This is a genomic window from Clostridium sp. HMP27, assembly GCF_000765165.1.
GTDB lineage: Bacteria > Bacillota > Clostridia > Clostridiales > Clostridiaceae > Clostridium_AK.
Genome location: NZ_JMFY01000007.1, coordinates 15,596 through 36,749 on the forward strand (window position 1 = coordinate 15,596; position 21,154 = coordinate 36,749).

Genomic DNA, 21,154 nt, shown 5'->3' on the forward strand with positions numbered 1-21,154 from the left:
GGTATAGAGATGGCAGGATATCGTAAATTAGGTCGTCCAACTGACCAAAGAAGAGCTATGCTTAGAAATCTAGTTACTAGTTTCTTAAAAACTGGGAAAATAGAAACTACAGAAACTAGAGCAAAAGAAGCAAAAAACTTAGCTGAAAAAATGATCACTCTAGGAAAAAGAGGAGATCTTCATGCAAGAAGACAGGCACTTGCATTTATAACAGAAGAAGAAGTAGTTACAAACTTATTTGAAAATATAGCTCCTAAATATGCTGAAAGAAACGGTGGATATACTAGAATGTATAAAGTAGGTCCAAGAAGAGGCGATGGAGCTGAAATTGTTATATTAGAATTAGTATAGCAGCTTAGGGGATTAAGGAAATAGCTTAGTCCCCGTTTTAATATTTTGTTAACCACTACGAGGTGTTTAAATGAAAACAAAAATGATTGAATGTAGGGACGTAGTGTATAAGTATGAGGAACATGGTGAGGAAAAGGTTAAGATTGCTGTGAATCACGTAAGTTTAGAAATAAATAGAGGTGAATTTGTAGTAGTTTTAGGAAGAAATGGTTCTGGAAAGTCTACATTGGCAAAACATTTAAATGCACTTTTAATTCCTACAGAAGGCAAAGTATATGTAAATGACTTAGATACATCAGTAGCAGAAGATATATGGAGTATACGAAATGCAGCAGGAATGGTATTTCAAAATCCTGATAATCAAATAGTAGCTACTATAGTAGAAGAAGATGTTGCCTTTGGACCTGAAAATTTAGGGGTAGATCCTACTGAAATACGTAATAGAGTAGATGACTCTTTAAAAAGGGTAAACATGTATGAATATCGAAAGCATGCACCTCATTTATTATCTGGTGGTCAAAAACAACGAATAGCTATTGCAGGAGTATTAGCTATGATGCCAAAATGCATCATTTTTGATGAGCCTACGGCTATGTTAGATCCATCAGGAAGAAGAGAAGTAGTAAGGACTATAAAAGAACTAAATAAGAAATATGGCATTACTATTATACTTATTACTCACTATATGGAAGAAGCAGTAGAAGCTGATAGAATAATTGTTATGGATTCAGGAAAGGTAATTGAAGAAGGATCGCCTAGGGAGATTTTTAGTAAAGTGGAAACTATGAAGAAAACAGGCCTTGATGTACCTCAAGTGACAGAATTAGCTTATGAACTTCAAAAAGAGGGAATACATATTAATTCAGATATACTAACTATTGATGAGATGGTGAATGTGTTATGCCAATTAAAATAGAAAACTTGACTCATATATATATGAAGGGGACTCCTTTTGAAAAGGTGGCCTTAGATAATGTTTCTATAGAAATAAATAATGGAGAATTTATAGCCCTTATAGGGCATACGGGTTCTGGAAAATCCACTCTTATACAACATATTAATGGTTTACTTAAGCCTAGCTCAGGAAATATAGTTGTAGATGATGTTAATATTACTGCTAAGGGCGTTAAGCTATCAGATATAAGGAAAAAGGTTGGATTAGTATTTCAATACCCAGAATATCAATTATTTGAAGAAACTATAGAAAAGGATATAGCATTTGGTCCTAAAAATTTAGGATTAAATGATGAAGAAGTAGTAAAAAGGGTCAAAAGAGCAATGAATATAGTTGGATTAGATTATGAAACCTATAAAGATAAATCTCCATTTGAATTAAGTGGAGGTCAAAAAAGAAGAGTTGCAATAGCAGGGGTTGTAGCTATGGAACCTAAGGTTCTTATATTAGATGAACCCACAGCAGGTCTTGACCCAAAAGGTAGAGATGATATATTAGGAAATATAAAGGAACTCCATAATGAATATAACATGACTATTATATTAGTTTCACATAGTATGGAGGATGTAGCAAAATTGGCTACTAGAATACTGGTGATGGATAAAGGAAAATGTATCTTAAATGGGACACCTTCTAAAATATTTAAGGAAATAAATACTTTAGAAAGTGTAGGGCTAGGAGTTCCACAGGTAACTTATTTAGTACAAAGATTAAGAGAAAAAGGCTTCGACATATCTGAAGATGTATTTACTGTAGAACAAGCTAAAACAGAGATCCTAAAGGCTTTGAAGAAAAACTAAATTTTATTGTTAGGAGAATAGCTATGATTAAAGATATTACTTTAGGACAATATATTCCAGGTGATTCTTTTGTTCATAAATTAGATCCGAGAACAAAAATCCTGATATCTTTAATATATATAATTGATTTATTTATAGTTAATAATTTTAAAGGGTATGCTTTTATAGTCTTATTTACTGGAGCAGCAGTAATAGTATCAAAAGTTCCCTTTAAATACATATATAAGGGACTAAAACCTATATTTATATTAATACTGATTACTGCTTTATTAAATATATTTATGACTAGTGGAGGAAGGATTGTTTTTAAGTGGCATTTTATAACTATATATGAGCAAGGATTAAGATTGGCAGCATTTATGGTTATAAGGCTAATATTTTTAATTATAGGAACTTCACTTCTTACTCTTACTACTTCACCAATAGAGCTCACGGATGGGATAGAAAAATTATTAAATCCTTTCAAGAAAATAGGGCTACCAGCTCATGAGCTAGCAATGATGATGACTATAGCTTTGAGATTCATTCCTACTTTAATGGATGAAACGGATAAGATAATGAAGGCCCAGATGGCAAGGGGAGCAGACTTTGAGTCTGGTAACATTATCCAAAGGGCAAAAAGTCTTATTCCTCTTTTAGTACCGTTATTCATAAGTTCTTTTAGAAGGGCGGATGAGCTAGCTATGGCAATGGAAGCACGATGCTATAGAGGTGGAGAGGGTAGAACTAGAATGAAGCAATTAAAATTTTCTAAAAGGGATGTAGTAGCTTGTATAGTTATTATGCTATTAGTAGCTACATCCGTAGGAAGTAGATTTTGGGTATGATTAAAAATATAAAACTTACTATTGAGTATAACGGAACTAGTTTTTATGGATGGCAAAAACAACCTAATGCTAGAACTGTACAAGGTACAATAGAAGAATGCATAGCTAAAGTTACTCAAGAAGAAGTAGAGGTTATAGGATGTAGCCGTACGGATTCAGGAGTGCATGCTAAAAGATTTGTATGTAATTTTGCTACTAGTAGCAAAATACCAAGCGAAAAATTTAGTTATGCAATTAATAGAATACTTCCACCTGAAATCATAATATTAGAATCTGGGGAAGTTCCCTTAGATTTCCATGCACGATTTAGCTGTAAAGGAAAGCGGTATGTATATAGTATATTAAGTAGAACATGGCCATCTCCTATTAAAAGGGATTTTACATATCATGTTAAAGATGAATTAGATATAGATAAAATGAATGAAGCTGCAAGGTATCTTATTGGGCGACATGATTTTGCATCCTTTAGAAATTTAGGGAGCAGTGTTCAATCTACCGTAAGGACAATTACAGAATTAAGCATTATAAAAAATAATGAATTAATTGAAATTAAAGTTGCAGGAGATGGATTTTTATATAATATGGTTAGAATTATAAGTGGTACTCTGTTAGATGTAGGACTTAATAGAAAAGAACCAAAAGATATTAAAGTCATATTAGAGTCTAGAGATAGAAGGAATGCAGGAAGATCATTGCCTGCAGCAGGGTTATGTCTAGATGAAGTATTTTATTATTAGCATAAAATTTATTGACACACCAGGTACATTGTATTATAATAAATAATGTTTGTATCTTAACATAATAGTATAAGAGATCCACTAGCCCCGGGTCTTTATATAGAACGCATATAGTTGAGTGTTTATTAGTTCAAGGAGGGAAAAGGATGAAATCATACGTTGCAAAACCAGAACAAGTTGAAAGAAAATGGTATATAGTTGATGCTGCTGGCAAACCATTAGGTAGAGTTGCTAGCCAAGTTGCTTCAATATTAAGAGGTAAAAATAAGCCAGTATTTACACCACATGTAGATACAGGAGATTTCGTTATAATAATCAATTCAGAAAAGGTAGTATTAACAGGAAAGAAATTAGATCAGAAGATGTTAAGACACCATTCTCTATATCCAGGTGGATTAAAGGAAACTCCATACAGAGAAGCTTTAGCTAAGAAACCTGAATTTGTATTTGAAGAAGCAGTTAGAAGAATGCTTCCAAAGGGAGTACTTGGAAGACAAATGCTTAGAAAATTAAAAGTATACAGAGGTTCAGAACATAATCATGAAGCTCAGAATCCAGAAGTACTTGAATTAAAATACTAATTGGTAGAGCTTATAGAAGGAGGAGTTAAAATGGCAAAGGTTCAGTATATCGGAACTGGTAGAAGAAAGAAATCTGTTGCAAGAGTAAGATTAGTACCAGGTGAAGGAAAAGTAATAGTTAATAAAAGAGATATAGAAAATTATTTTGGATTAGAAACATTAAGAGTTATAGTTAACCAACCATTAGTATTAACAGCTACTAAAGAAAAATTTGATGTAATTGTTAACGTTCATGGTGGTGGACTTACTGGTCAGGCAGGAGCTATAAGACATGGTATATCAAGAGCTTTATTAAAAGCTGATGAAAACTTAAAGCCTACATTAAAGGCAGAAGGATTCTTAACAAGAGATCCAAGAATGAAGGAAAGAAAGAAATACGGTCTTAAAAAGGCAAGAAGAGCTCCACAGTTCTCAAAGAGATAATATTTCACAAAAAGAGAGGAAACCCCTCTCTTTTTTTATTTTTAGAAATAATTACATAAAACATTTTATAATAAAAAAAATATATAAGGTAAAAACTATTATAGGATTAGAAAGGAGGGATAAAAGTATTGTTAAGACAACACAAAAGAATTTATTTTTTTTCCTTAATACTATTAACAATTATAGTGTGGAAATGCATACCAAATGTATTGGCAGAAAAGGAAATAACAAATGAAAAATCTTCAAGGGTAATTCTTTTAGATCCAGGACATGGAGGAATTGATGGAGGTGCTGTATCACCTACAGGAACCGTAGAAAAACATATAAACTTAGATATAAGTAATAAATTGAAAAGTGAGCTAGAAAAGCAAGGGTTTAAAGTGATAATGACCAGGGAAGAAGATAAAGGATTATATAGTGATAGTGGGTCAGTAAGACAAAAGAAGAGAGAGGATCTTAGTAATAGGTCTAAAATGATAACGGAGAGTAACTGTGACGTTTTTGTGAGTATACATTTAAATATGTTTCCTCAAAGAAAGTATTATGGGGCTCAAGTTTGGTATGCTAGCAACGAGTCTAGCAATAAACTAGCTAACATTATACAAAGTAATTTAAAGGCTTATATAGATAATGGAAATAACAGAATAGAAAAACCAGCTAAGGACGAATATAGAGTATTGAGAAATGTTGGAGAAATCCCTGCTGTATTAGTTGAATGTGGTTTTTTATCAAATGAAGTAGAGGAATCTAAACTTAAAACTGATATATATCAAGAAAAAATAGCTAAAGTAATTGCATTATCAATACAATCTTATTTTGAGAAGTTAGCTGATTCATAAATATATAGATTTAATGCTTATATCGTAATTACAAAAATGATATAATATTAAAATGAAATTATGTATAAATCAATGTAAAATTATAAGGTTTTTAGTTGAAATTATAGTGAAATTTTTAATAAAAGTAACTAGTCTGATTATATTGTATATAAATAGACAAAAACTTAAAAAAATTTAATGTTTTTTAAAAAACATATTGATGTTAGATATCGGTTATGTTATTATTAATTTGGTTAATGGATTAGTCCATTAGTCAAATTACCTTTGGGAGTGATTATCATAGAAATCACGATAAATAAAGGGGATAAAGTACCTTTATATATACAAGTTAAAAAGCAAATAATGAATTTAATAAAAGATGGTACTCTCAAAGTAGGATATAAAATGCCCACAGAAAGACAGTTGTCTGAAGATTTGAAAGTAAGTAGGAATACCGTCAGTATGGCTTACAGGGAATTGGAGCAAGAAGGAGTTTTAAAATCCTATCAGGGAAAAGGAACTTTTGTTGAGGAAGAAGTCAAGCTGTGGAAGCATGAGGATGTAATAGAGAAAATAGGTAAATTTATTGATTTGGCTTTTGAAGAAGCAATTGAGACGGGAATAGATGCAGATGAGTTCTTAGGATTGGTTAATCAAAGGTTAGATGATAAAAAGAGACTTATGACTGAAATAAGCGGTGTTTATGTAGAATGCAATATAGAGCAAGCTAAAATATTTGCTAAACAGCTAAGTGAGAAAATATCTATAAACTTTGTGCCGATTACAGTAAACGATTTAAAATCCATGCAAGAGCAAACAGAAAAACTGTTAGAAAAATCACAAATGGTGATTACAACTTTTAATCATGTTAATGAAGTTATAAGACTTACAAAGGCTTATAATAAAAAAGTTTTTGGAGTAGCAATTGCTCCTAATTTGGAAACTATTGTGACAATCGCAAGGTTTTCCATTGAAACTAAATTTGCTTTTGTATGCATTACAGAAGAATTTAAATTTAAAGTAAGAAGAGCTTTAGAGAGTGCTGGTTTAGGGAATATATGCGTAGAATATACAAATTCTTTTGATAAGGATCAGCTAAACAAAATTATATCTAAATCAGATGTAGTGATTGCATCTCCAGGCAGATATAATGATGTGAAGAATCTCATAAAAGATGATAAACAAATAATTAATTTTTTATATAGCTTAGATGAGGGTACTGTAAAAGCATTAAAGTCTAAGATACTTGAAATTAGATACCTTAGATAAGTTATTAATAAGCTTACAATATATAATTTTATATATAAGAATTTTCTAGGAGGTTTTGAAAATGGAGAAAAAGACAATAGTTCTTGGAGTTATTGGTTCAGATTGCCATGCTGTAGGAAACAAAATATTAGATCATTCATTTACAGCAGCAGGCTTCAATGTTATTAACATAGGAGTTTTATCACCACAGGAAGATTTTATAAATGCAGCAATAGAAACTAAGGCAGATGCTATATTAGTTTCATCTCTTTATGGACAGGGAGAAATTGACTGTAAAGGATTAAGACAGAAATGTGATGAAGCAGGACTTAAAGGAATAACTTTATTCGTTGGTGGAAACATAGTTGTTGGAAAGCAGAACTGGCCAGATGTTGAACAGAGATTCTTAGACATGGGATTTGATAGAGTTTACCCACCAGGAACATCACCAGAAACTAGCATAGCTGATTTAAAAGAAGCATTAGGAATTAAATAATTAGTTAGTAAGCTATTTATGTAGTCTTACGATTGATTTGGGAGTTGATGAAGGTGGATGCTTATTTATTATTGGATTTTGGTAGCACGTATACAAAGTTAACTGCTGTTGACATAGAAAATGAAGAAATACTAGCTACAGCTAAGGATATTACAACTGTAGAAAGTGATATAATGATTGGCTTTAATAAAGCTTATGATAGTCTTATGTCTCAATTAGAGGGTAAGGAAGTAAACTTTATTGAAAAGCTTGCATGTTCTTCAGCAGCTGGGGGCTTAAAGATGATTGCTATAGGTCTCGTACCAGAACTTACAGCTGAAGCGGCTAAAAGGGCAGCTTTAGGTGCAGGAGCAAGAGTATTAAATGTATATAGTTATGATTTAACTTCCAGGGAAATGGAAGAAATAAAGAATTCTAATTTAGATATAATACTTTTAGCGGGTGGTACTAACGGTGGTAACAAAGAGTGCATAATCCATAATGCCAAGATGATTGCAGAACATGGTATTAAACTTCCAGTGGTTGTAGCAGGAAATAAAGTAGCTAGTGATGAAATAGCTGAAATATTCGATAAAGCAGGTATATTATATAGAATCACTGAAAATGTAATGCCTAAACTTAATGTATTAAATGTAGAACCTGCAAGAGAAGAAATAAGACAAATATTTATGAAAAGAATAGTAGAAGCAAAAGGCATGAAAAGTGCTGAAGGCTTTATAAATGGGATATTAATGCCAACTCCTGCAGCAGTTTTAAAAGCAGCTAGAGTTCTAGCTGAAGGAACTGATAAGGAAGATGGATTAGGGGACATCGTGGTAGTAGATATTGGTGGAGCAACCACAGATATTCATTCTATCAGCGATGGTGAACCAACTAAGCCAGGAGTAACATTAAGAGGGTTACAGGAACCTTTTGCAAAGAGAACAGTAGAGGGAGACTTAGGTATGAGATATTCCGCAGTTTCTCTTTGGGAGGCAGCAGGTACTCGTAAGGTTCAAAAGTATCTCTGCGATGACAGTGTAGATGTAGAAGCTTCTTGTAGGCATAGGGCAGCTAACATAAGAATGGTCCCTCAAACTGAAGAAGAAATAAAGTTTGATGAGGCCATGGGAAAGGTTGCCACTGATTTAGCTATGGAAAGACATGTGGGATATATTGAAAGCATGTATACTCCTATGGGTGTTGTATATAGTCAAATAGGAAAAGACCTTTTAAGGACTAAGTACATGATAGGTACTGGAGGAGTATTAGTTCATAGTAAAAATGCGGCAGGTATATTAAAAGCAGGAGCATTTGATATGGCTGATCCAACGCACTTAAAACCTGAAAACCCTGATTTCTACTTAGATAAAACATATATACTTTCTGCAATGGGATTACTTGCAGAAAAAGAACCTGACATAGCAATTAGAATAATGAAAAAATATTTAGTTAAAGTTTGATAGGAGGGAATTTTCGTGGAACTTAGAAATAAAAGATGGACTGATGAACAGTTTTTTAGTGAAAGAGAAGAAGTTTTAAAACAGTGGCCAACTGGTAAAGACGTAGATTTACAAGAGGCTGTAGATTTCTTAAAGAAAGTACCAACAGAAAAGAATTTTGCTGACAAGTTAGTTAGAGCAAAAGAAGCTGGAATGACAATGGCACAGCCAAGAGCAGGTGTTGCATTACTTGATGAGCACATAGCTTTATTACAGCATTTACAAAATGAAGGTGGAGCAGACTTCTTACCATCCACAATAGATGCTTACACTAGACAAAACAGATATGAAGAATGTGAAATTGGTATACAGGAAAGCTTAAAAGCAGGAAGATCATTACTTAATGGATTCCCAGCTGTTAACCATGGAGTTGCAGGTTGTAGAAAAGTTCTAGAAGGAGTAAATATACCATTACAGGCTAGACACGGTACACCAGATGGAAGATTACTTGCTGAAATAACTCATGCAGGTGGATATACTTCCAATGAAGGTGGCGGTATTTCTTACAATATACCATATGCTAAATCTGTTTCAATAGAAAAAACATTATTAGATTGGCAGTATTGTGATAGACTTGTTGGTTTCTATGAAGAACAAGGAGTTCACATAAACAGAGAACCATTTGGACCATTAACAGGAACTTTAGTTCCACCATCAATGTCCAATGCAGTAGGAATTACAGAAGCTTTACTTGCAGCTGAGCAGGGAGTTAAGAACATAACTGTTGGATATGGTGAATGTGGAAATATGATCCAGGATATAGCTGCTTTAAGATGCTTAGAAGAGCAGACAAATGAATACTTAAAAGCTTATGGATACAATGATGTATTTGTAACTACAGTATTCCATCAGTGGATGGGTGGATTCCCACAAGATGAATCCAAAGCATTTGGTGTTATAGTTACAGCTACAACAATAGCTGCACTAGCAGGAGCAACTAAAATAATAGTTAAAACTCCACACGAAGCTATTGGTATCCCAACTAAAGAAGCAAATGCTTCAGGTATCAAAGCTACAAAGATGGCATTAAACATGTTAGAAGGACAGAGAATGCCAATGTCCAAAGAATTAGAAGCAGAAATGAATCTAATCAAAGCTGAAACTAAGTGCATACTTGACAAAATGTTTGAACTTGGTAATGGTGATTTAGCAGTTGGTACTGTTAAAGCATTTGAAACTGGAGTAATGGATATTCCATTCGGACCAAGCAAATACAATGCAGGTAAGATGATGCCAGTTAGAGATAACTTAGGATGCGTAAGATACTTAGAATTTGGTAACATTCCATTTACTGAAGAAATAAAGAACTTCAACAGAGAAAAACTTCAGGAAAGAGCTAAAGTTGAAGGTAGAGATGTAAGCTTCCAGATGGTTATCGACGATATATTTGCAGTTGGTAAGGGAAGACTTATAGGAAGACCTTAATTAATATAATTAATCTCTTCTGATATATTATTAATATTGTTTATTACCACATTAGCTGTTGATAGTAATACTATCAACGGCGAATGTGGATTAAAATGCATAAAATATAAATAATAAAAAAAATAAAAAGGACAGGTGAATATTATGAAAATTGTTGACGTAATCTGTACCCCAGGTTTAACTGGTTTCTACTTTGATGACCAGAGAGCAATAAAAAAGGGAGCAGGACATGATGGCTTTACTTACACTGGAGACACTGTAACAGAAGGATTTACTCAAGTAAGACAAAAAGGTGAATCAATTTCTGTTATGTTTATTCTTGAAGATGGTCAAGTTTCACACGGAGATTGTGCTGCTGTTCAGTATTCAGGAGCAGGCGGAAGAGATCCATTATTCTTAGCTCAAGATTTCATACCTGTTATAGAAAAAGAAATAGCTCCAAAATTAATTGGAAGAGAAATAACAAGCTTTAAAGCAATGGCTGAAGAGTTTGATAAAATGACTGTTAATGGCAATAGATTACATACTGCTATAAGATACGGTATATCTCAAGCTATACTTGATGCAGTAGCTAAAACACAAAAATTAACTATGGCTGAAGTTATAAGAAATGAATATAACCCAGGTGCAGAATTACTACCAGTTGCAGTATTTGCTCAATCTGGTGACGATAGATATGACAACGTTGATAAAATGATAATAAAAGAAGCAGATGTATTACCACATGCTTTAATAAATCACGTTGAAGAAAAATTAGGTGCTAAAGGAGAAAAACTTCTTGAGTACGTTAAATGGTTAAGAGACAGAATAATAAAATTAAGAGTTAGAGAAGACTACGCTCCAATATTCCACATCGACGTATATGGAACAATTGGTGCTGCATTCGATGTTAACATAAAAGCTATGGCTGATTACATCGAAACTTTAGCAGAAGCTGCTAACCCATTCCACTTAAGAATCGAAGGACCAATGGACGTTGAAGATAGACAAAAACAGATGGAAGCTATGAGAGACTTAAGAGCAGAATTAGACGGAAGAGGATTATCCGTAGAATTAGTTGCTGATGAATGGTGTAACACAGTTGAAGACGTTAAATTCTTCACTGATAACAAAGCTGGACACATGGTTCAGATCAAAACTCCAGACCTTGGTGGAGTTAACAATATAGCTGATGCTATAATGTACTGTAAAGCAAACGGTATGGGAGCATACTGTGGAGGAACTTGTAACGAAACTAACAGATCCGCAGAAGTTACTACTAACATAGGTATAGCTTGTGGAGCTAAGCAGGTTCTTGCTAAACCAGGTATGGGTGTTGACGAAGGAATGATGATCGTTAAAAACGAAATGAACAGAGTTTTAGCTTTAGCTGGAAGAAGAAAATAATTATATAAAGTTACACAATTAAGGTATGAAAAGGCGGTTTAATGTAAACTGCCTTTTCGACTATAAAGGATCAATTTATAATATTTTGAAGGGAGGCATTTATCTAGCAAGTAATGAAAAAATGTGCTTGCCTGGTAAATAATTACGATATGAAAGAAGTACATGTTTCTGATATTACAAAAAACATAAAACAATTATGTATAGATGCTAACTACTATCTTCCTGAGGATGTTAAGAAGAAGTTAGAAGAATATTATGCAAGTGAAAAATGGGAAATGGCAAAGGGTATACTTGGTAAGATATTAACAAATGTTGAAATATCTAAAAATGAAGATATGCCAGCTTGCCAAGATACAGGTATGGCTTGTATATTTGTAGAAATGGGTCAAGACGTACATATTGTAGGTGGAAATCTTGAAGATGCTATAAATGAAGGTGTAAGACAAGGATATTCTGAAGGATACTTAAGAAAATCTGTTGTAAATGACCCAATTGAAAGAATAAATACAAAAGATAACACTCCAGCAATAATATACTATGATATAGTTCCAGGAGATAAATTAAAAATTACTGTTGCTCCTAAGGGATTTGGTTCTGAAAACATGAGCCAATTAAAAATGCTAAAACCTGCTGATGGATTACAGGGAGTAAAGGATTTTGTATTAAAGGTAGTTAAAGATGCAGGTCCAAACCCATGTCCACCAATCGTTGTAGGAATAGGTGTAGGTGGAACATTTGATAAGGCTGCTAATATGGCTAAAAAAGCATTAATGAGATCCTTAGATGAAGAAAATCCAAATCCTTTCTATGCAAAGTTAGAAAAGGAATTATTAGAAGAAGTTAACGCATTAGGAATAGGACCACAGGGCTTTGGTGGACTTACAACAGCTATTGCAGTTAATATAGAAAGCTATGCAACTCATATAGCAGGATTACCTGTAGCAGTAAATATAAACTGCCATGTTACAAGACATAAGAGTGTAGAGTTTTAGGGGGGAGAAATAAATGGATATAAGAATCACAACTCCATTAACAGCAGAAAAAGTTAAGGATTTAAAAGCAGGAGATTCAGTACTTCTTACTGGAGTAATATATACTTCAAGAGATGCTGGTCATAAAAGATTAGTTGATTTATTAGATAAAGGTGAAGAATTACCAGTTGATCTTAAAGATCAAATAATATACTATGTTGGACCAACACCTGCAAAACCAGGTCAGCCAATAGGATCAGCAGGTCCAACTACAAGTTATAGAATGGATCCATATGCTCCAAGACTTTTAGATGTAGGTTTAAAGGGAATGATTGGAAAAGGATTAAGATCACAAGAAGTTGTAGATGCTATAAAGAGAAATACTGGAGTTTATTTTGCAGCAATAGGTGGCGCAGCAGCTTTGATGGGAAAATCAGTTAAAAAGGCTGAAATAGTTGCTTATGAAGATCTAGGCGCTGAAGCATTAAGAAGATTAGAAGTAGAAGATCTTCCAGTTGTTGTTGTTATAGATAGTGAAGGTAATAACTTATATGAAATGGGACAACAAGCATACTTAAATAGCTTAAAGTAATTCAAATTGATAGTTGAAACTGAAGATTTTAAAAGTCTTCAGTTTTAACTGTTGGTTTTAGAAAGGAAGGTAAAAATAATGAAAATAAATAAGGTAGCTAAAGCTGGAACTTTGGAATCAAATGACGCTCTTATCATGATAATGCCAAATGATAATACAGGAGTGGAAGTTGAAATAGAAAGTATAGTTATGAAACAATTTGGAGAACAAATAAAGAAAGTTATATTAGAAAAGGCAACTGAATTAGAACTTGATGGAGTTAAAATACAGGTTCAAGATAAGGGAGCTCTTGATTATACATTAAAAGCAAGACTTACAACTGCTGTAGCAAGAGCACAATAATTCACAATATGCTTAAAAAAGAATTTGAGGTGAAGTTACTATGAAAAAATTAAGAAGAACTATGTTATTCATGCCTGGTAATAACCCTGGAATGCTTCAAAATGCCCCTATTTTAGGAGCAGATGCTGTTATTCTAGACTTAGAAGATGCTGTTAGCTTAACTGAAAAAGATGCAGCTAGAGAATTAGTTAAAGGAGCTATAAAAACAGTAGACTATTCAAAAGTTGAATTAGTAGTTAGAATAAATCCTTTAGATACTGAATTTGGACCAACAGACTTAGAAGCTATGGCAAGAGTTAAGCCAGATACTATATTAGTACCAAAGGCAACAAGAGAACAGCTTATTGAAGCTGATGCAATAATTACTAAAATAGAAGAAGAAGAAGGATTTGAAAAAGGAAGCATTAATTTATTTGGTCTTATAGAAACTGCTTATGGATTAGAAACTGTATATGATGTTGCTACAGCTACTCCAAGACTAGTAGGATTACTTTTAGGAGCAGAAGATTTAACTTCAGACTTTGGCATAAAGAGAACTAAAGAAAGTGAAGAAATTTCCTATGCAAGAAACAGATTCTCAGCAGCTTGTAGAGCAGCAAGAATAGATGCTATAGACACACCATTTACTGATACAAATGATTACGAAGGATTAAGACTTGATACAATGAAGGCTAAATCAATAGGATTTACAGGAAAGGCTTCTATAAACCCAAGACAAGTAGATACTATTCACTCAGTATTTAATCCAACTGAAGCTGAAATTAAGTATGCAATAAGAGTTCTTGAAGCAAGAGATGAAGCTTTTGCAAAGGGTCTTGGAGTATTCTCCTTAGATGGAAAAATGATAGATGCACCTGTTATAAATAGAGCAATAACAACTGTTGAATTAGCTAAGAGATTAGGACTTATAAGATAATCTCAAGTTAAATGTAATATAAATAATAAAGCGAGGGATTAAGATGAAAAATGTGCTTGGTAGAGAACTACCAGATTATATAGAAGGTTACGGTGAAATAAAGCCATTTGAAGGCGCTTTTGAAAACTGTGGAGTAGTAGAAAAAAGATCAATGAAAGTTAAAAGCGTAACTCCAGGAGAAGATAAAGTATTAGCGAGCATTGAAGAAGCTTTAGACAAAGTAGAAATAAAGGATGGTATGACAATTTCCTTCCACCATCACTTAAGAAATGGTGACTTTGTTTTAAATATGGTAATGCATGCAATAGCTAAAAGAGGAGTTAAGGATATAACTATAGCTGCAAGTTCTATATTCCCAATACATGAACCACTTGTAGAATATATGAAGAGTGGAGTTGTAACAGGAATATATGCAAACTATATGTCAGGCCCTGTAGCTCAGGCTATATCAAAGGGATATTTAAAGAAACCAGCTGTTATGATGACTCATGGTGGAAGACCAAGAGCTATGGAATCTGGAGATTTACATGTTGATGTAGCATTTATTGCTGCTCCAACTGCTGATACATATGGTAACTTAAATGGAGTTCAAGGACCATCCGCTTGTGGTACTTTAGGATACGCTGTTACTGATGCGGAATTTGCAGATAAAGTAGTAGCTATTACTGATAATTTAGTTGCATATCCAGCATGCCCTATAGATATAACACAGATATATGTAGATTATGTTGTAAAAGTTGATTCTATAGGAAATCCAGCAGGAATAGTTTCTGGAACAACAAAAATAACTAAAGATCCTGTAGGATTAAAGATAGCAAAAATGGCAACTGAAGTTATAGAAGCATCAGGACTAATTAAAGATGGTTTATCATTCCAAACAGGTGCAGGTGGTACATCTCTTGCAGTTGCAGCGGAATTAAAAGAAATAATGAAAGCTAAGGGTGTAGTAGGAAGCTTTGCAGCGGGCGGAGTTACTGGATACATTGTAGAAATGTTTGAAGAAGGATTATTCAAGAACATATTTGATGTACAGTGCTTTGACTTAAAAGCAGCTGAATCTTATACTAAAAACCCAGGACATATGGCAATGTCAGCTTCCATGTATGGTAACCCACACAATAAAGGTGCAGTTGTAAATAACTTAGATGTTATGATACTTGGTGCTACAGAAATAGATACTAACTTTAATGTTAACGTAACAACTGGATCAGATGGAGTAATAATGGGTGGTTCAGGTGGACACAGCGATACTGCTGCAGGTTCAAAACTTGCTATAATAGTTACAAACCTTGTAAAAGCAAGATTACCAATCATTAAGGATAAAGTTACAACAGTTACAACTCCAGGTGAAAGCATAGACGTTTTAGTAACAGAAAGAGGAATAGCTGTTAATCCAAAGAGACAAGACTTAATAGAAAAATTAAAAGAAACTAATCTTCCTGTAATGACTATAGAAGAATTAAAAGAAGTAGCTGAAAAGATGACAGGAAAACCAGAAGCAATAAAAACAACTGATGAAGTTGTAGCTATAATCGAATACAGAGACGGTACTGTAATTGATGTAGTTAAAAAACCTTTAGAATAGTATAAAAATAAGGACTGCATTTGGCAGTCCTTATTTTTTATTTAAAATTAATAGGGTATAATAATATATATCTAAATAAAAACTGTAATAGGAGTAGATTTAAATGATATATGGTTTAAACTTACATAATATAAACTTGAAAAATGAAGAAGAAAGAAAAAGAGTGCATAATTTTTTAGAAAGTTTTGGACTTAAATTAGATGATGATGTAGATTATACTTTGGTTATGGAAATTGAAGGAGAGATAAAAGCAACTTGTTCAAAAGCAAAGAACATTTTTAAATGTTTTGGAGTATCCGATGATTTAAGAGGGGAAAATGTTACATCTACACTTATCACATCCTTAATAGATAAATCTTTTGAAGAAGGAATATATCATAACTTCATATTTACAAAACCAGACAAAAAGGAAGTGTTTAAATCCCTTAGTTTTAAAGTATTATACGAAGCACAGGATGCAGTATTTTTAGAATATGGAATTTATGATATAAATAAGTCTTTAAATAAAATCAAGGAAAAATACAATATAAATGATTCCATAGAAAAGGGAGCATTGGTAATGAATTGTAACCCTTTTACTTTAGGACATAGATATTTAATTGAAGAAGCCTCAAAGGTATGTAAAGAAGTAATTGTGTTTATAGTTGAAGAAGATAAATCCTTATTTCCATTTGAGTTTAGATATAATTTAGTTAAAGAAGGCACAAAGGATTTAGAAAATGTAGAAGTTATCCCTGGAGGAGAATATATAATATCCTCTGCTACATTCCCTACATATTTCATAAGGGAAGATGATACAAGGTCAAGGGCCCATGGAGAAATTGATGCAGGTATATTTGGGAAGTATTTTGGGGAAAAGTTTAATATTAAAAAAAGGTTTGTAGGAGAAGAGCCTTATGATGAGGTAACTCGTGCTTATAATGAAGCTTTGAAGAGTACACTACCAAACCATGGCATAGAGCTTGTAGAAATAAGGAGGAAAGAACAAGGTGGAAGTTTTATTAGTGCATCTAGGGTAAGAGAACTTATAAGACAGGATAAATTTGAAGATGCAAAGGATCTAATACCTACTGTAACCTTTGAATTTTTAAACTCTGAAAAGGGGAAAGAGATAAGGGAAAAAATAAAAAACACCCAATCTCGACACTAAGATGAAAAATTATAATGCTTTAGATATTTTAAATGCACGAGAAGAAAGAGTTTATTTAATAGAAAACCTTATAGAAAAGTATTCACTACCAATTGTATGCTTAAGAATAAATTATCCAGGGGAAATTAAGAATAATGATCTTACCTCTAATATATCGAAAGTATTAAGGGAAGAAATTTTTAATATTTTTAGGGATTATGTCCTATATGAGGATTTTAAGTTTACTGCTGAAGGCCCATTACTAATACTAGTGGTAAATGACAATGCTTTGATTGTAAAGAAAAAAACTATCGAACTTGAAGAAAATCATTTACTTGGAAGGCTTGGAGATATAGATGTATATGATAAGGATGGTAATGGAATAAGTAGAAAAGACCTGGGATATCCATCAAGAAAATGTTTTATATGTAGTGATATGGCACAAAATTGTGTAAGAGCTCAAAAGCATTCAATAAATGAAGTGATAAAATTTATACAAGAAAGATACATAAAATATCTAAATAAAGAAGCGGAGAAAACAGATGAGTAAGGATTTTAATATTCATGAAGCTGCATTTGATATAAGCAGTTTTGCAATACAATCAATGCTTTATGAAGTAGCCTGTGCCCCTTCACCAGGACTTGTATCTGTAATATCAACGGGTGCTCATAATGACATGAATCATTACACATTTATAGATAGCACTTGTGCCTTAATAAAGTATTTGACTTTATGTGTAGAAGAGGGGTTTTGTTCTAAGGAGTCAAGAGAATTATTAAAATATATTCGTCCCATAGGAATAGAGGGAGAAAAGCAGATGTTTAAAAAGACATCTGGAGTAAATACGCATAAGGGTATGCTATTCTTAATGGGCATAGCGTGCGTTGCTACAGGAAAGGCAATTCACGATAAAAGGCAATTTACAGATATTCCTGAGATAATTAAAGCCATGTGTGAAGGTTTAGTTGAAAAGGAACTTTATCCATTAAAAGAGGAAGTAAAAAAATATGAATCATTAGAGGAACTTTCTAGACAAAGAAAGCTTTCATATGGAGAAAAACTATATCTTCTCTATAATACAGAAGGGATAAGAGGAGAGGTAGAAAGAGGACTTCCAATAATATTTAAATTTGCATTAGATTTCTATGAGGAAAATAGTTGTTTAACCCAAAACGACAGATTAGTAAATACTCTCTTGGGAATAATGCAGTATTCAGAAGACTCTAATGTACTTCATAGACATTCTAAGGAGATACTTTCAGAAGTACAGGAAAGAGCAAGATATATAATAAGCATTGGTGGTATGAACACTGTAGGAGGAAAACAAGCAATAAGAGATTTAGATATAGATTTTACTAATAGAAGAATAAGCCCAGGAGGAAGTGCAGACCTACTGGCAGTTACTGTGTTTTTTTCACTAGTGAAAGAATACTTTGATACTAATAATTTAGAGTGAAATATTGTAAGTTTTACATAAGTAGATAGTCCCTAATCACTAGTCGCTAAGTGCTGTTAAACAGTTATATATAGCGGTTAGTGATTAGGGATTTTTGTTTTACCATTTAAATAATATTATTTTTAGTTTAAAATTAATATATCTGTTTTTGTATAAAGTAATTTTTTATGTTGGGAGAGTTAAGAATGTGGAATAAGTTATCATTAAAAAATAAAGTAATATTTTTTTCAGTGCTTTCTATTGTAAGTGCAGTCTTCATATTCAATGGAGAAATAAAAAATAAGAGGTATATAAGTGATAATAACACAAAGAAAATTGAGGGAGCTGATAATAAAGCTATTTTAAAAAGTGATAAAGAGTCAAGTAAAATTGATAAACAAGATGATGAAGAAAAAGATAAGCAAAATAAAGAGTTGGAACAAATTTATCAAAAGGCTTATAAGGCTTTTTTTGATAATAAATATACTGAATCAATTAATTTGGCAAATGAAATCATTAAAAAAGACAGTAAACATTATAAATCATATAACATAAAAGGGATTGCACTAGCTTATAGCGGAAGTCTTGAAGAAGGAATGAAAAATATAAATAAGGCATTAGAAATAAGCCCTAACTACGGATATGCTCTGTTCAATAAAGCACTGACTTATGAATTGTACGATAAATATGATGAGGCTTTGAAATGGTATGATAAAAATTTAGAAGTTGAAAACTATATATGGAGTTATTATGGTAAAGCAAGTATTTATGGAAGAAAAGGTGACGTGAAAAACACCGTAAAATATCTTAAAATAGCAATTGAAATGGATAAGGTAGTGAAGGAAGAAGCAAGGGTAGAAAGAGATTTTGATAATGTTAGACAAAGTAAAGAGTTTCAAGAGTTAATAAAATAGAAGATCACACAGAGGATTATGGTATAAGTTAATATAAAAATTAGCATTAGAAGATATAACTTAATAAAAATAGCTTCGTATAAATATATGAAAACATGTTTTTAGAAAGGAAGTAATAAGAAAGTGGATGAGGATTTAAGACTTGTAAAAGAAGTATTAAAAGGGAATTTAGATAGCTTTAATATAATAGTAAATAAGTATGAACTCCCTATATTAAGGTTTATATATAATCTTATAAAAAATACACAAACTGCTGAAGATATAACTCAAGATGTATTTATAACAGTATATAATAAACTTTATCTTTACAAAAGTGAGTATAAATTTTCTAACTGGATATTTCAAATAGCAAGAAATAAATGCATAGATTATATTAGAAAGAATAAGAAGACCGTAGAAGCTAACATAGATGAAATTAGGGAATTAGCGTCCAAAGAAGCAACTCCACAGGATCTTTTAGAATTTAAAGAAATGAAAGAACAAGTAGAGAAGTTTTTATGCTCCCTAGAAGAAGTAGATAGACAAATAGTACTATTAAGATATTCAGGAGAAAATACTACATTTCATGATATAGCGCAGATCATGAAAATCAGTGAATCCTCAGTAAAAAGAAGATATTATAATGCAAGGGAAAAGTTCAAGAAAAGTATTTCTATTCAGGAAAAGAGGTGTAGAGGATGAATTGTAGTACATTTTTAAAAAGATTAGATGACTATATAGAGGGTAGTTTAAGCATGGATATGGAAATTGCTATGGAAAAGCATCTAGAAGACTGCTCAAGTTGTAAGGCCTATTATGAAGAAGAACTTAAGATAGAAAAGACCTTTAAGAGTGTAATTGAAAATAAGGATATAGTTTTTAAAAGTTCAAGATCCTCTATAATGGATAGCATAGATAAAAATATGTATGAAAAAAAGATTAGTAAAAGGATGATATTATATTTTAAAAGATATAAATTTATATATAGCACTTGTGCAGCTTTACTAATTGGTTTTATTTCATTAGCTCCGTATATATCAAATAAGATGAATGAAACTTCAGGACAAAAGTTAGCTAAAGACATAGCTCCTAAGAATGCCATGTTAAGAAAAACTGAACCTGAAAACTTCATGATAAAAAGTTCTGAGCAAGAAAATGAAGCAAGAAAAGAAGTAGATACATCACTAATAAGTCCGACAGTTTTCTTAGAGGAAAAGTATGCTTTTCAAATAAGTAATTTAGATACTAAGTCATTATCAAGTGGGAATTGGAAGGAGTCACCTGATAAAAGATTTAGTGCGGTGTTAGAGGGGCAAAATGTAGATGGAACTGAAGAAGGAATACATCCTATAATACTCAGGGAAAATGCAACTAAGAAAATATATAAGCTTTCCTTTAAGGATGAATCTATTCAGTATGCTCCAAAGAAATTACAATGGTGGGATAATAAAAATTTACTTGTTACCATAGGATATGGATTTGGAACAATAACTAAAGGGGGAGACTTATTTATTGTTAATATAGATACTGGCAACACATATTCAGTGTATAAAACTCAAGATGATAAAAGGGAAGTAACTGATGTAGAAAAGATATCAAAAAATGATGGAAGTATAGATCTTAAGTTAAAATTAAATGCATATGAAGATGAAAATTACTTAGAATCTCATGTGGAAGAAAAAGTAATAGAAAACTTTAAAGTGCTATATGATAGATAGATGAAAGGGAACCTAAAATTTAGGTTCTCTTTTTTAGTTGTAAT

24 protein-coding genes are annotated in these 21,154 nt (G+C 32.3%); all 24 read left to right on the forward strand.

The annotated features are described in order from the left end of the window. The first annotated feature begins 9 nt into the window (after positions 1-9). The 24 genes from rplQ to DP68_RS18840 all read left to right on the forward strand — a co-directional run bounded on the left by rplQ (position 10) and on the right by DP68_RS18840 (position 21,110). Entirely contained in the window at positions 10-351 is a 342-nt protein-coding gene (gene rplQ, locus DP68_RS04060) for a 50S ribosomal protein L17 (protein ID WP_035306503.1), read from the forward strand. Positions 352-421: 70 nt separating this feature from the next. After that, the gene (locus DP68_RS04065) at positions 422-1,267 is read left to right on the forward strand and encodes an energy-coupling factor transporter ATPase (RefSeq protein WP_035306507.1); all 846 of its coding nucleotides are present in this window, start codon (positions 422-424) and stop codon (positions 1,265-1,267) included. After that, a complete protein-coding gene (locus DP68_RS04070; RefSeq protein WP_035306510.1) occupies positions 1,252-2,106 on the forward strand; it encodes an energy-coupling factor transporter ATPase in 855 nt (284 codons plus the stop codon). The genes DP68_RS04065 and DP68_RS04070 overlap by 16 nt, the downstream gene beginning before the upstream one ends. A gap of 23 nt (positions 2,107-2,129) precedes the next feature. After that, complete coding sequence (locus DP68_RS04075; protein ID WP_035306513.1) at positions 2,130-2,933, forward strand: energy-coupling factor transporter transmembrane component T; 804 nt, start codon at positions 2,130-2,132, stop codon at positions 2,931-2,933. Continuing rightward, on the forward strand, positions 2,933-3,670 hold the full coding sequence (gene truA, locus DP68_RS04080) for a tRNA pseudouridine(38-40) synthase TruA (RefSeq protein ID WP_035306625.1): 738 nt from the start codon (positions 2,933-2,935) through the stop codon (positions 3,668-3,670). Before DP68_RS04075 ends, truA begins: the two co-directional genes overlap by 1 nt. Before the next feature lie 146 nt (positions 3,671-3,816). Continuing rightward, entirely contained in the window at positions 3,817-4,251 is a 435-nt protein-coding gene (gene rplM, locus DP68_RS04085; RefSeq protein WP_035306515.1) for a 50S ribosomal protein L13, read from the forward strand. Positions 4,252-4,281: 30 nt separating this feature from the next. After that, positions 4,282-4,674, forward strand: coding sequence for a 30S ribosomal protein S9 (gene rpsI / locus DP68_RS04090; protein ID WP_035306517.1), 393 nt, complete (start codon positions 4,282-4,284; stop codon positions 4,672-4,674). A gap of 185 nt (positions 4,675-4,859) precedes the next feature. Beyond that, on the forward strand, positions 4,860-5,513 hold the full coding sequence (gene cwlD, locus DP68_RS04095; protein WP_291547244.1) for an N-acetylmuramoyl-L-alanine amidase CwlD: 654 nt from the start codon (positions 4,860-4,862) through the stop codon (positions 5,511-5,513). 270 nt (positions 5,514-5,783) lie between these two features. Continuing rightward, a complete protein-coding gene (locus tag DP68_RS04100) occupies positions 5,784-6,761 on the forward strand; it encodes a GntR family transcriptional regulator (RefSeq protein ID WP_186431349.1) in 978 nt (325 codons plus the stop codon). Between the two features lie 61 nt (positions 6,762-6,822). Continuing rightward, a complete protein-coding gene (mamA, locus tag DP68_RS04105) occupies positions 6,823-7,236 on the forward strand; it encodes a methylaspartate mutase subunit S (protein ID WP_035306523.1) in 414 nt (137 codons plus the stop codon). Between the two features lie 53 nt (positions 7,237-7,289). Next, complete coding sequence (gene glmL, locus DP68_RS04110; protein WP_081957089.1) at positions 7,290-8,678, forward strand: methylaspartate mutase accessory protein GlmL; 1,389 nt, start codon at positions 7,290-7,292, stop codon at positions 8,676-8,678. Between the two features lie 15 nt (positions 8,679-8,693). Further along, the gene (locus DP68_RS04115; RefSeq protein WP_035306527.1) at positions 8,694-10,142 is read left to right on the forward strand and encodes a methylaspartate mutase subunit E; all 1,449 of its coding nucleotides are present in this window, start codon (positions 8,694-8,696) and stop codon (positions 10,140-10,142) included. Between the two features lie 144 nt (positions 10,143-10,286). Further along, positions 10,287-11,528 carry a methylaspartate ammonia-lyase gene (locus DP68_RS04120; RefSeq protein WP_035306529.1) on the forward strand — a complete coding sequence of 414 codons (1,242 nt, stop codon included), beginning with the start codon at positions 10,287-10,289 and terminating at the stop codon, positions 11,526-11,528. Positions 11,529-11,677: 149 nt separating this feature from the next. Next, complete coding sequence (locus tag DP68_RS04125) at positions 11,678-12,520, forward strand: fumarate hydratase (RefSeq protein ID WP_035306628.1); 843 nt, start codon at positions 11,678-11,680, stop codon at positions 12,518-12,520. Between the two features lie 13 nt (positions 12,521-12,533). Then, positions 12,534-13,091: a Fe-S-containing hydro-lyase gene (locus DP68_RS04130; RefSeq protein ID WP_035306532.1), complete on the forward strand. Its 558-nt coding sequence runs from the start codon at positions 12,534-12,536 to the stop codon at positions 13,089-13,091. Positions 13,092-13,169: 78 nt separating this feature from the next. Then, complete coding sequence (gene citD / locus DP68_RS04135; protein ID WP_035306535.1) at positions 13,170-13,433, forward strand: citrate lyase acyl carrier protein; 264 nt, start codon at positions 13,170-13,172, stop codon at positions 13,431-13,433. A 40-nt stretch (positions 13,434-13,473) separates the two neighbouring features. Next, positions 13,474-14,349 (forward strand): aldolase/citrate lyase family protein, encoded by an 876-nt coding sequence (locus DP68_RS04140; protein ID WP_035306538.1) that lies wholly within the window; start codon positions 13,474-13,476, stop codon positions 14,347-14,349. Between the two features lie 43 nt (positions 14,350-14,392). Next, positions 14,393-15,934: a citrate lyase subunit alpha gene (gene citF / locus DP68_RS04145; RefSeq protein ID WP_035306541.1), complete on the forward strand. Its 1,542-nt coding sequence runs from the start codon at positions 14,393-14,395 to the stop codon at positions 15,932-15,934. A 103-nt stretch (positions 15,935-16,037) separates the two neighbouring features. After that, on the forward strand, positions 16,038-17,084 hold the full coding sequence (citC, locus tag DP68_RS04150) for a [citrate (pro-3S)-lyase] ligase (protein WP_363330944.1): 1,047 nt from the start codon (positions 16,038-16,040) through the stop codon (positions 17,082-17,084). Between the two features lies 1 nt (position 17,085). Beyond that, positions 17,086-17,613 carry a citrate lyase holo-[acyl-carrier protein] synthase gene (gene citX / locus DP68_RS04155; RefSeq protein ID WP_035306544.1) on the forward strand — a complete coding sequence of 176 codons (528 nt, stop codon included), beginning with the start codon at positions 17,086-17,088 and terminating at the stop codon, positions 17,611-17,613. Beyond that, positions 17,606-18,520 carry a triphosphoribosyl-dephospho-CoA synthase CitG gene (gene citG / locus DP68_RS04160; RefSeq protein WP_035306547.1) on the forward strand — a complete coding sequence of 305 codons (915 nt, stop codon included), beginning with the start codon at positions 17,606-17,608 and terminating at the stop codon, positions 18,518-18,520. The genes citX and citG overlap by 8 nt, the downstream gene beginning before the upstream one ends. Before the next feature lie 185 nt (positions 18,521-18,705). Further along, positions 18,706-19,413 carry a tetratricopeptide repeat protein gene (locus DP68_RS04165; RefSeq protein ID WP_291547209.1) on the forward strand — a complete coding sequence of 236 codons (708 nt, stop codon included), beginning with the start codon at positions 18,706-18,708 and terminating at the stop codon, positions 19,411-19,413. 123 nt (positions 19,414-19,536) lie between these two features. Then, positions 19,537-20,094, forward strand: coding sequence for an RNA polymerase sigma factor (locus DP68_RS04170; RefSeq protein WP_035306551.1), 558 nt, complete (start codon positions 19,537-19,539; stop codon positions 20,092-20,094). Then, a complete protein-coding gene (locus tag DP68_RS18840; protein WP_052085644.1) occupies positions 20,091-21,110 on the forward strand; it encodes a DUF4652 domain-containing protein in 1,020 nt (339 codons plus the stop codon). Before DP68_RS04170 ends, DP68_RS18840 begins: the two co-directional genes overlap by 4 nt. Positions 21,111-21,154 lie beyond the last annotated feature (44 nt).

Bases quoted from the DNA above. Each gene is read 5' to 3' on its own strand.
- citC (WP_363330944.1), top strand. From the start codon at position 16,038: ATGATATATGGTTTAAACTTACATAATATAAACTTGAAAAATGAAGAA.
- citG (WP_035306547.1), top strand. From the start codon at position 17,606: ATGAGTAAGGATTTTAATATTCATGAAGCTGCATTTGATATAAGCAGT.
- citX (WP_035306544.1), top strand. From the start codon at position 17,086: ATGAAAAATTATAATGCTTTAGATATTTTAAATGCACGAGAAGAAAGA.
- rplM (WP_035306515.1), top strand. From the start codon at position 3,817: ATGAAATCATACGTTGCAAAACCAGAACAAGTTGAAAGAAAATGGTAT.
- DP68_RS04065 (WP_035306507.1), top strand. From the start codon at position 422: ATGAAAACAAAAATGATTGAATGTAGGGACGTAGTGTATAAGTATGAG.
- citF (WP_035306541.1), top strand. From the start codon at position 14,393: ATGAAAAATGTGCTTGGTAGAGAACTACCAGATTATATAGAAGGTTAC.
- citD (WP_035306535.1), top strand. From the start codon at position 13,170: ATGAAAATAAATAAGGTAGCTAAAGCTGGAACTTTGGAATCAAATGAC.
- DP68_RS04075 (WP_035306513.1), top strand. From the start codon at position 2,130: ATGATTAAAGATATTACTTTAGGACAATATATTCCAGGTGATTCTTTT.
- mamA (WP_035306523.1), top strand. From the start codon at position 6,823: ATGGAGAAAAAGACAATAGTTCTTGGAGTTATTGGTTCAGATTGCCAT.
- DP68_RS18840 (WP_052085644.1), top strand. From the start codon at position 20,091: ATGAATTGTAGTACATTTTTAAAAAGATTAGATGACTATATAGAGGGT.
- DP68_RS04140 (WP_035306538.1), top strand. From the start codon at position 13,474: ATGAAAAAATTAAGAAGAACTATGTTATTCATGCCTGGTAATAACCCT.
- DP68_RS04130 (WP_035306532.1), top strand. From the start codon at position 12,534: ATGGATATAAGAATCACAACTCCATTAACAGCAGAAAAAGTTAAGGAT.
- DP68_RS04165 (WP_291547209.1), top strand. From the start codon at position 18,706: ATGTGGAATAAGTTATCATTAAAAAATAAAGTAATATTTTTTTCAGTG.
- DP68_RS04125 (WP_035306628.1), top strand. From the start codon at position 11,678: ATGAAAGAAGTACATGTTTCTGATATTACAAAAAACATAAAACAATTA.
- DP68_RS04120 (WP_035306529.1), top strand. From the start codon at position 10,287: ATGAAAATTGTTGACGTAATCTGTACCCCAGGTTTAACTGGTTTCTAC.
- rplQ (WP_035306503.1), top strand. From the start codon at position 10: ATGGCAGGATATCGTAAATTAGGTCGTCCAACTGACCAAAGAAGAGCT.
- DP68_RS04070 (WP_035306510.1), top strand. From the start codon at position 1,252: ATGCCAATTAAAATAGAAAACTTGACTCATATATATATGAAGGGGACT.
- rpsI (WP_035306517.1), top strand. From the start codon at position 4,282: ATGGCAAAGGTTCAGTATATCGGAACTGGTAGAAGAAAGAAATCTGTT.